The sequence below is a fragment of the Cupriavidus sp. 01L46 genome, assembly GCF_056399905.1.
Map to the genome: position 1 here is coordinate 1 of NZ_JBFTSF010000250.1, position 9,577 is coordinate 9,577.

The window sequence follows — 9,577 nt, forward strand, 5'->3', positions numbered from 1 at the left end:
CGCCGAAGGCGAGGTCGACATCCGCGTTGGCGCTCTTGCCGAAGCCCGCAACAGGCAGATGACGCAGCCTCACCGGCACGCCCAGTGCGCGGCCGAGCTCGGCGGCCAGCGCGGCCTCGCCCGGGTCGGGCTCCGCGACCAGGGGCTGGCCCGGTGGCGTGGGGCGCGGATAGGCGTGCACGCCCACCACCAGCTCGCCGCGCGCCCGAGCCTGCAGGAGCAGCGGGCCGGGCTCGGCCGGTTGGGCTTGCCAGGGTGCCCCCGTGAACAGCCAAAGCGGCAYGGCCATGGCGCTGGCGGCCAGCGCCATGGCGCCTGCCGCGCGCCGCGCAGCACGCAGCGCTGCCGGCGGTATGCGGGGCAGGGCGCGCGCTGGATCGCGCGCTTGCACCGCATGCGGGCCCAGCCACCCTCTGCCGTTCAGATGCCAGAGCTCATCGGGCATGGTTTACCATCCCTGGCCCAGCCCCAGCAGGCCCAGGATCTCGCGGCGCAGCCGGATCAGCTCGGGATCGTCGCGGTGGCGCGGGTAATCGCGATCGATCTTGATTTCCGCCGTGATGCGGGCGGGGCGTTCGCTGAACACGATCACGCGGGTTGCCAGCAGCAGCGCTTCTTCCACGTCGTGGGTGACCAGCAGCGCGGTAAAGCGCGAGCGCTGCCACAGCGAAACCAGTTCGCCTTGCATGCTCAGGCGTGTGAGGGAATCGAGCTTGCCCAGCGGTTCGTCGAGGATCAGCAAGCGCGGCTCGTTGACCAGCGCACGCGCCAGCGCGGCGCGTTGCGCCATGCCGCCGGACAACTGGCGCGGATAGGCCCGCGCGAACTCGGTCAGGCCGACGCGCGCCAGCGCATCGTCCACGCGCTCGCGCTGGCTGCCGAGCAAGCCGCGAGCCTCCAGGCCCAGCGCGGCGTTGTCCCATACGGTGCGCCACGGATACAGCGTCGGGTCCTGGAACACCACCACCCGGCTGGGGTCCGGCCCGCTGATTGGCACGCCATCCACTGCCAGCGTGCCGCGCCGCGGCGGCTCCAGCCCGGCAACGAGCCGCAGCAGGGTGGACTTGCCGCAGCCGCTGGGCCCGAGCAGGGCCACGAATTCGCCCGGATCGGCCGTCAGGCTGACGCGGCTGAGCACCGGCAACACCTGGTCGCGCAGCGTGAAATGGTGGCTCACCTGGTCGATCGCCAGGCGCACGCCGTTGCTGGCGCTGGCCCTGCCGGTAGCGGCTTGCGCAGGTTGGGCCTGGGCGGGTTTGTCGAGCACGGCGCTTACCATTTGACCACTCCTTTTTGCCATGCCAGCAGGCGATCCCGCGAGCGGAACAGCAGCGTGATGAGCCCCGAGAAGATGATCGCCATGACCAGCAGCGCGCCGTACATGCTGGCGTAGGCGGCCCAGCCCTGGGCCCATTGCAGATACCAGCCCAGCCCGGACTTGACGCCCAGCATCTCGGCCACCACCAGCACCGAGAACGACGCGCCAAGGCCCATGAACAAGCCAACGAACACGCTGGGCAGCGCCGCGGGCACCGCCACCTTGAGCACCAGGAAACGCTCCTTGGCGCCGAGCGTGCGCGCCACGTCGTAGTACGCCGGGTCGACCGCCGCCACGCCGGACCAGGTCAGTACCGTGACCGGGAACCACGTGGCCAGCGCCACCAGGAAGGTGGCGGCGCTGGCGCTGCTGGGAAAGGCGAAGAACACGATCGGCAGCCAGGCCGTGGCCGGCAGCGGGCCCAACAGGCGCAGCACTGGATGGACCCAGTAGCCCGCGCGGGTCGACCAGCCGATGGACACGCCGGTCAGGAAGCCCGCCAGCGCGCCCAGCAGGTAGCCGGTGGCCAGCAGGCGCAACGAATGCGCCACCGCCTCTGCCAGCCGCGCATAGTCCTCGACAAAGACTTCGACAAGCGCCTGCGGTGGCGCGAAGAACGGGCGCGGCAACAGCCCGAGCTTGGCGGTCACCACTTCCCAGATGAAGGTCAGCACCGCCAGCACCAGCAGCCATGGCCCGGCGCGGCGCAACGAGGCGCCAATGCCGCCCAGCCGGTGCTGCACGAAGGCCAGCACCAGCAGCACCGCGGCAATGCCCGCGAACAGCGAGGCGGTCTCATGGGTCAGCGGCCAGTCCTCCGGCTCCGGCCAGAACTTGACGATGGCCGCCACGCTCAGCCAGGCCGCCGCGGCCAGCGCGCCACCCAGCCAGACGCGCGGCACGGCGGGCGCGGGCACGGCCAGGAAATCATCGTGCGCATCCTGCAAGCCATGCGCGCCGTGTTGCCCTTCAGCCGAGAACGTTGGCATAGATGCGCTCCGCGAATTTGTTGGAATCGGTGCCCGGCCGGATGACCGACACCAGCTTGAGCTCGTCCGTGTACTGCGCCAGTTCCTTCTTCAGGTCCGCGCCGACCGGATGGTGGCCATGGGTGTGGCTCTTGAGCATGGCCACCACATCGGCCTGCGGTACCTTGGCGAACTCGGCGAAATGCCGGGCGGTTTCTTCCGGGTGGGCTACCGTCCAGTCCTGCGCCTGCAGCACGGCGTGCGTGAGCGCGGCGGCGGCCGGCTTGTCCTCGCGCAGCAGGCTGCCGCGGATCCCCAGCACGCAGCAGGAGCGGTTGGCGTATTCATCCGACAGGTTGGTGGCCACCTCGACCAGGCTGCGTTCCTTGCGCAGCAGGTAGGTGCGCGGATCGCCATCGGCGGCGGCCTGGGCCTCGCCTTTTTCCAGCGCGATGCCGAGCAGGTCCGCCGGGTACTGGCGCCACTGCACGTCGCGCACCGGGTCGATGCCGCGCTTGGCCAGCAGGATGGAGAAGAAATTCTTGGCCGGGCTGGCCATGTCGCTGACCGCCACCGTCTTGCCCTTGAGGCTCTTCAGGTCGGTCACGCCGGAATTGCGCAGGGTGAGCAGCCGCATGCAGCCGCCGTGGGTGGCGGCGGTCAGCTTCACGTCAAAACCCTGCTCCAGCGGCTTGAGCCAGCGCAGCGCCATGCCCACGCCCGCGTCGGCCTTCTTGGTGGCGATGGCTTCCAGCAACTGGTCGGTGGAGCCGCCGAAGTTGATCAGCTCCACCTCCAGCCCATGGTTGCGGAAGATGCCTTCCTTCACCGCGGCGGCGACCGGCGCCAGGCACACGCCGCTGGCGTTCCAGGCCAGCTTGATCGGCTTGAGCTGCCCGGCGGCGCTGGCCCGGGACGTCCAGACAAAGGGCGCGATGCCGCTGGCCACGGCCAGCGTGCCGGCTGCMTGTAGCCAGCCGCGGCGGCTCAGGGCGGTGGTGCTGCGCGGGTTGTCCGCGGACGCGGGACGGTGGTCGGCCAACGGTTGCTCTGGCTCTTGATGCATGACACTCCTCGTTAGGCAGCGGTATGCCCGATGTGGTGGGATGTGGACGATATGCACCATGCTAAGAACAGGTTCACTGCAATAGAACGAATTTGTTGGCACAAGCTTGCACGCCCAGCGACTAATGCGGCTGCTGCATATGCTTGTACGGAGGCGGTGGCCGGCAGTCCGCTGGGTTAAGATCGCCGCTTTCCGCTCCGGTCAGATCGATGCAAGCGCAGGCAGTCACCGCCCCAAGGCGGGTGGATATCGTGGTGTATCCCGGCTTCAAGGCCATGGAGGCGATCGGCCCGATGACGGTGTTCGACTACGCCAATGTGCGGCTGGCCCAGCTCGGGCAGCCACCGGCCTATGCCACGCGGGTGGTGGCGCTGGAGGCCGGCCCGGTGCGCTCGGACACGCTGATGACGCTGGAGGCCACGGCGCGGCTCGATCCCGTGCTGCTGCCGGATATCGCGGTGATTGTCGGCGCGCGCGACATCGAGCGGGCCATGGGCGATGCCGAAGGCATCGTGCCGTGGGCACGCGCGGTGGCGCCACGCATCGGACGATTGATTGCGCTGTGTTCGGGCACCTTCTTCCTGGCGGCGGCGGGCGTGCTGGACGGGCGCCGCGCCACCACGCACTGGAGCGTGGCCACGCTGCTGCGCCAGCGCTTTCCGGCCGTGGAGGTGGATGCGGATGCCATCTTCATCCGCCAGGGCAACCTGTGGACGTCCGCCGGGGTGACCGCCGGCATCGACCTGGCGCTGGCCGTGGTGGAAGAGGATCTCGGCCGGGACCTGGCCCTATACCTGGCGCGCGAGCTGGTGGTCTACCTCAAGCGCCCGGGCGGGCAATCGCAGTACAGCCTTCACCTGGCCAGCCAGGCGACCAGCCATGCCGGCATTCGCGGGGTGCAGGACTGGATCCTGTCCAACCTGGCACACGATTTCACGCTGGAGGAAATGGCGGGGCGGGTGGCGATGAGCGAGCGCAATTTCCGGCGCGTGTTTGCGCGGGAGGCGGGTGCCAGCCCGATGGCGTTCATCGAGTCGGCGCGCATCGAAGGGGCGCGGCGGCTGCTGGAGCAAGGAGAGCTGCCGCTCAAGGCTATTGCCGCGCGCACCGGCTTTGGGTCGGATGAAGGGCTGCGGCGCGCGTTCCTGCGTCAGCTAGGTATCACGCCGCGCGAGTACCGCGAGCGGTTTGGGGCCGTGCAGCCATAGCGCGGCACTTACGGGTTGCCTGTGGCGGGCGATGTGGCGGCGGAGGGCGCGTTGGCGTGAAGGCCCGGATCCTGGCTCGCCGGCGTATCGGCGCCCGTGCCACCGGTGCCGTTCTGCGTGCTGTCTTGCGAGCGCTGGCGCCCCCGGCCGCGGCCGCCGCCACGCGCGCTGGTCCCGACCGGCGCGGCGTGGTTCTGCCGCAACTCCTGGTTGATGCTGTCCACCGTGCGCGGCGAAGGCGTCATGCGCGCGAAGTTGCTCTGGATCGCGTTCATGGCTTCGTCGCCGCCGGCGGGCGAGCCTTGCGCAAAGGCGGCGCAGGAGAGCAGTAACGAGGCCGCCACGGGAATCAGGCGGAGAGTGCGGGCGCTGCGGCGCATCGTGATGGCCTTCGGGGTGGTCGCGTTCCCGGGGGATGCTAGCAGCATGGCGTGCCAGCGGGCAACGCGGCGCCCGGCGGATTCCGTTTCAGCGGCCACCGGCTTGTTTCAACGTATTACCAAGCGGCGCCGCCTGCCCAAAGCGAGGCGGTTCTACTCCAGGTTCTGCCCGATACGCCACAGTACCCCGGATGGGTCCAGCAGCACGAAATCCCGCATCTTCCACGGCTGGTCCTGCGGCGGCACCAGCCTCACGCCGTAGCGCCCGGCGAGGTCCTGCGCGTTGACCTTGTCCCACCAAGCCCCGACGTCCTCCACCAGCAGGTGCATCATCAGGTTCTCGGCCAGGTCCCGCACGTAGAAATTCTGCAGCATGAAGCTGCACGATCCGTGGTGCAGGTAGGCCAGGCTGTCGTCGCTCCACGGCATGACGAAACCCAGGTCCTGGTAGAACTGCTTGGAGAGCGCGAAATCGCGGGCAGGCACGAAGGCCTTGAGTTCGATGGCGGACAGGTTGCTCATGGTATGGGTGTCGTGTTGGGTCAGCACGCTGCCATCGGCGCCGCGCCGTGTGTAGTTCAAAGCTGCGCTGCGTGGTGCCGGATATGGTTTTCCATCAAGGTGGAGATGAAGTAGTAGCCGTGATCGTAGCCCTCGTGCCGGCGCAGCAGCAGCGGCTGCCCAACGGCGGCGCACGCGGCTTCGAAGACCTCCGGATACAACTGCTCGGCGAGGAATTTGTCGGCCAGGCCCTGGTCGACCAGGATGCCGCGGGGGAAGGGCGCCTTTGCCTGGCGCGCCATCAGCGCCGAGGCATCGTACTGCACCCAGCTGGCGCGGTCCTCGCCCAGGTAGCGGCTGAATGCTTTCTCACCCCAGGGGCAACGCATGGGCGCGGCGATTGGCGCAAACGCCGACACCGAGCGCAAGCGCCCGGGGTGACGCTGCGCCAGCACCAGGGCGCCGTGCCCGCCCATCGAGTGGCCGAAGATGCCGACGCGCTGCGCATCGGCCGGCAGCACCGTGGTGACCAGGTCGAACAGTTCCTGCGTCACGTAGCTTTCCATGCGCCAGTACTGGCTCCACGGCGCCTGCGTGGCGTCCAGGTAGAAGCCCGCCCCCACGCCGAAATCCCACGACTCGGCCTCGCCGGCAATGCCGGTGTCGCGCGGGCTGGTATCCGGCGCCACCAGGATCAGGCCGTGCTCGGCGGCATAGCGCTGGGCGCCGGCCTTGATCATGAAGGTTTCGTCGGTACAGGTCAGGCCGGCCAGGTAGAACAGCGCGGGCAGGCGCAGCTCGGGCTGGACCAGCGCCTGCGCGGGCAGGAACACCGAGAACCGCATCGGCAGGCCGATGGTGGCCGATGCGTGGCGATAGAAGCGCTGCACGCCGCCGAAGCAGCCGTGCTCGGAGAGAAGCTCGAGCATGGCCGGCCTCAGTACAGCACTACCGAGCGGATCGACTCGCCGCGCTTCATCAGGTCGAAGCCTTCGTTGATGCGCTCCAGCGGCAAGGTGTGKGTGATCAGGTCGTCGATGTTGAGCTTGCCCTCCATGTACCAGTCGACGATCTTGGGCACATCGGTGCGCCCGCGCGCGCCGCCGAAGGCCGAGCCCTTCCATTCGCGCCCGGTCACCAGCTGGAACGGACGGGTGGAGATTTCCGCGCCGGCCTCGGCCACGCCGATGATGATGGACTTGCCCCAGCCCTTGTGACAACACTCCAGCGCCTGGCGCATGACCTTGGTGTTGCCGATGCATTCGAACGAGTAGTCGGCGCCGCCATCGGTCAGCTGCACGATATGGTCCACCACGTTCTCGACTTCGTTCGGGTTGATGAAATGCGTCATGCCGAACTTGCGCGCCATGGCTTCGCGGCCCGGGTTCAGGTCCACGCCGATGATCTTGTCCGCGCCCACCATCTTGGCCGCCTGGATCACGTTCAGGCCGATGCCGCCGAGGCCGAACACCACCACGTTCGCGCCGGCTTCCACCTTGGCGGTAAACAGCACCGCGCCCACGCCGGTGGTCACGCCGCAGCCGATGTAGCAAACCTTGTCGAACGGCGCATCCGGGCGGATCTTGGCCAGCGCGATCTCAGGCACCACGATGTGGTTGGCAAAGGTGGAGGTGCCCATGTAATGGAAGATCGGCTTGCCATCGATGGAAAAGCGCGAGGTGCCGTCGGGCATCAGGCCCTTGCCCTGGGTCGAGCGAATGGCCTGGCAAAGGTTGGTCTTGCGCGACAGGCAGAACTTGYACTGGCGGCATTCCGGCGTGTAGAGGGGGATCACGTGGTCGCCCGGCTTGAGCGAGGTCACGCCCGGGCCCACGTCGGTGACGATGCCGGCGCCTTCGTGGCCCAGGATGGCCGGGAAGATGCCCTCCGGGTCGGCGCCGGACAGTGTGTAGTAGTCGGTATGGCAAATACCCGTGGCCTTGATCTCCACCAGCACTTCGCCGGCGCGCGGGCCGTCCAGGTCCACTTCTTCCACGGTCAGCGGGGCGCCGGCTTTCCAGGCGATGGCGGCTTTGGTCTTCATGATGGTTTTCCTTGGTAGTGGCTGGCAGCCAGGGCGCCCGCCCGATATCTGGGGACATAAGGCGGCGCCGCGCGGTACAAGCCCGGGCGCGGCGTCTCTTGTCAGCAGAGACTATACGTCGATCCGGCTGGCCACGGATGCCCGAAGCGGCCGATTTGGCCCTGGGCGCCCCCTGTTTGGCCAAAAACGTGGGTTGGCTGGCCGGCTTGGTTGACCGGGCCGGCGGCTGCGGCTTAAATGCCCGTTCCACCCACGCGGCGCCGCCCAGGTTCAATGTCCTTGCCATATTGCCTGTCCGCCTCGCCCATCACCCGCAAGGACCGGACATGAGTCACGAAGCCGAGCGCACCTCCCGCGCCTCGCCAGTGCAACGCGCCCTCTGGATCCTGCGTGCCCTGTCCGACCCGCAAGTGCGCCGCTTGTCCGACGTGGCGCGTGCCACCGGGCTGGACCCGGCTACCGCGTCGCGCCTGCTGGAGTTGCTGGTGGCCGAAGGCTTTGTCACCCGCGATGCCAGCCGGCGCTTTGGCATCGGCCCGGAGATTTTTCAGCTGGCCGACGTGGCCCAGCGCCGGGTCGACCTGCGCGCGCTGGCGCGGCCGAGCCTGGAGCGGCTGGTGGAGGAGTTCGAGGATACCGCCGTGCTGACCCTGGCCAGCCGGGGCGAATCGGTGGTGGCGGATATCGAGCTGGGCACGTTCCCGATCCGCGCCAACTATGTCGAGATCGGCACACGCCGCCCGCTCGGGGTGGGCGCAGGCAGCCTGGCGGTGCTCGCCTGGATGCCGGAAGCCGAGCGCACCGCGCGGACCCGGCTAGGCAAGGCGCAGTGCGCACGTTACCCGCGCCTCACGGCCGAGGTGATCGGCGAGCAGATCGAGGCCGCCCGTGCGCGCGGCCATGCCTTGTTCCTGGATTGGGTGGTCGACAAGATGGGCGGCATCGCCGTGCCGCTGCTTGACTACGAAGGCCGCCCGCTGGGCGCGTTGAGCGTGGCGGCACTGAGCGAGCGGATCCTGTCTCGCGAGGCGAAGATGGCGCGCCGGCTAAAGGAGGAGGCGCGGCGCATCACGGGTGCGTGGGCGCGCCGCGCGCTAGGAGAATAGTGCAATAGTGCGTCGCTGAGGTGCGTCTCTGAGCCAGCCGCGCCTCAAGGCATGTCGAACTGTTCCGCGGGCTTGCCCTGGTCCAGTTCCGGCAAGCCTGCGGAATACATCACCGCCCAGTTGTCGGGGCCGAGCCCGCCATCACGACAAGGCAGGCTGGCGATGCGCTTCTGGTCTTTCTCCACGACCAGCCCTTCCTTCTCCCAGCCCTTGCCGCTGCCGGCATAGACCACATAGTCGTAGCCTCCGTTGGAGAACCTGAAGTAATCGGTGCCGCCGCCGGAGTATGCCGTGACACCCCAGCGGAAGTGCTTGCGCGGATCATCCGTGAGTTTCGGGTACGCAAGTTCGACGGCGCCCTTCTTGCCAAAGCGGTACTGCACATACCCCTTGGTCTTGGACAGGTCCGGCGAGGCGCAGAGCGACACAAGCTTGTTGCCCTTGACGGTACAGGAGAACGCAACTTGTTCGTCCTTCGTGCACAGCGAGTCGCGTGCCGTTGCCGTCAGCGAGAACATCGAAAGCAGCAGGGCGCCGATGACGCGATGCGGGTGGGACATGGATGGCTCCGAGAAAGGGGGGGCTCAGGCGAGCAAGGCAGCCTGATCGAACGCGACGAATTCGCAGCCGTAGTGGTGTACCACATCATCGGCTGTGTTCACCAGTTGGTAACGCACTACGCGCACGCTGACCTCGAGCCTGGCCAGCGTGCCGAAGCTGAGGATGCCTCTGGGGAGCACCGTCCCGGCGGCCAGCATCGTGGTCCCCGGCGTGCGCGAGCGCAGTCCCACGCCGGAAGCCGATAAGTCGGCAATGTCCAGGATGAGCGTGGTGCCGTCGGGCAACCCGGTCTCGAACGTGTAGTTGTAGTCCAGCGTCTCTGCCCGGTAGTCGCGACGCCGCTGCACCTGGGACAGCCTCTCCGGGAGCGGCAGGGCGAATGCAGTAGCGCCGGCGAACACGCAGCGCTTCGCCGCGCCCAGGGC

At 68.2% G+C, this 9,577-nt stretch carries 11 protein-coding genes and 1 pseudogene; 2 read left to right on the plus strand and 10 right to left on the minus strand.

What is annotated here, in order from left to right; translation table 11 throughout:
* The 4 genes and pseudogenes from AC1DS3_RS29925 to AC1DS3_RS29940 all read right to left on the minus strand — a co-directional run.
* Positions 1-445, minus strand: a pseudogene (locus AC1DS3_RS29925) (ABC transporter substrate-binding protein); the annotation flags it as partial.
* 3 nt (positions 446-448) lie between these two features.
* Entirely contained in the window at positions 449-1,279 is an 831-nt protein-coding gene (locus tag AC1DS3_RS29930) for an ABC transporter ATP-binding protein (protein WP_441638767.1), read from the minus strand.
* Entirely contained in the window at positions 1,273-2,307 is a 1,035-nt protein-coding gene (locus tag AC1DS3_RS29935) for an ABC transporter permease (RefSeq protein ID WP_441638769.1), read from the minus strand. Before AC1DS3_RS29935 ends, AC1DS3_RS29930 begins: the two co-directional genes overlap by 7 nt.
* Complete coding sequence (locus AC1DS3_RS29940; RefSeq protein WP_477128537.1) at positions 2,288-3,352, minus strand: ABC transporter substrate-binding protein; 1,065 nt, start codon at positions 3,350-3,352, stop codon at positions 2,288-2,290. Before AC1DS3_RS29940 ends, AC1DS3_RS29935 begins: the two co-directional genes overlap by 20 nt.
* A gap of 209 nt (positions 3,353-3,561) precedes the next feature.
* Between AC1DS3_RS29940 and AC1DS3_RS29945 the strand changes: the two genes are divergently transcribed.
* On the plus strand, positions 3,562-4,560 hold the full coding sequence (locus tag AC1DS3_RS29945) for a GlxA family transcriptional regulator (RefSeq protein WP_441638773.1): 999 nt from the start codon (positions 3,562-3,564) through the stop codon (positions 4,558-4,560).
* Between the two features lie 8 nt (positions 4,561-4,568).
* Here the strand turns inward: AC1DS3_RS29945 and AC1DS3_RS29950 are convergent, their stop codons facing one another.
* The 4 genes from AC1DS3_RS29950 to AC1DS3_RS29965 all read right to left on the minus strand — a co-directional run bounded on the left by AC1DS3_RS29950 (position 4,569) and on the right by AC1DS3_RS29965 (position 7,485).
* Positions 4,569-4,988 (minus strand): hypothetical protein, encoded by a 420-nt coding sequence (locus tag AC1DS3_RS29950; protein ID WP_441638775.1) that lies wholly within the window; start codon positions 4,986-4,988, stop codon positions 4,569-4,571.
* A 105-nt stretch (positions 4,989-5,093) separates the two neighbouring features.
* Positions 5,094-5,522 (minus strand): VOC family protein, encoded by a 429-nt coding sequence (locus AC1DS3_RS29955; protein ID WP_441638777.1) that lies wholly within the window; start codon positions 5,520-5,522, stop codon positions 5,094-5,096.
* Positions 5,519-6,370, minus strand: coding sequence for an S-formylglutathione hydrolase (gene fghA / locus AC1DS3_RS29960; RefSeq protein ID WP_441638779.1), 852 nt, complete (start codon positions 6,368-6,370; stop codon positions 5,519-5,521). Before fghA ends, AC1DS3_RS29955 begins: the two co-directional genes overlap by 4 nt.
* A gap of 8 nt (positions 6,371-6,378) precedes the next feature.
* Entirely contained in the window at positions 6,379-7,485 is a 1,107-nt protein-coding gene (locus AC1DS3_RS29965) for an S-(hydroxymethyl)glutathione dehydrogenase/class III alcohol dehydrogenase (RefSeq protein WP_477128538.1), read from the minus strand.
* Positions 7,486-7,811: 326 nt separating this feature from the next.
* Between AC1DS3_RS29965 and AC1DS3_RS29970 the strand changes: the two genes are divergently transcribed.
* Positions 7,812-8,591 carry an IclR family transcriptional regulator gene (locus tag AC1DS3_RS29970; RefSeq protein ID WP_441638782.1) on the plus strand — a complete coding sequence of 260 codons (780 nt, stop codon included), beginning with the start codon at positions 7,812-7,814 and terminating at the stop codon, positions 8,589-8,591.
* Between the two features lie 44 nt (positions 8,592-8,635).
* Here AC1DS3_RS29970 and AC1DS3_RS29975 read toward each other — a convergent pair whose 3' ends face one another.
* Positions 8,636-9,151: a hypothetical protein gene (locus AC1DS3_RS29975; RefSeq protein ID WP_441638784.1), complete on the minus strand. Its 516-nt coding sequence runs from the start codon at positions 9,149-9,151 to the stop codon at positions 8,636-8,638.
* A gap of 24 nt (positions 9,152-9,175) precedes the next feature.
* A partial coding sequence (locus AC1DS3_RS29980; RefSeq protein ID WP_477128539.1) for a PilZ domain-containing protein occupies positions 9,176-9,577 on the minus strand: 402 nt, incomplete at its 5' end.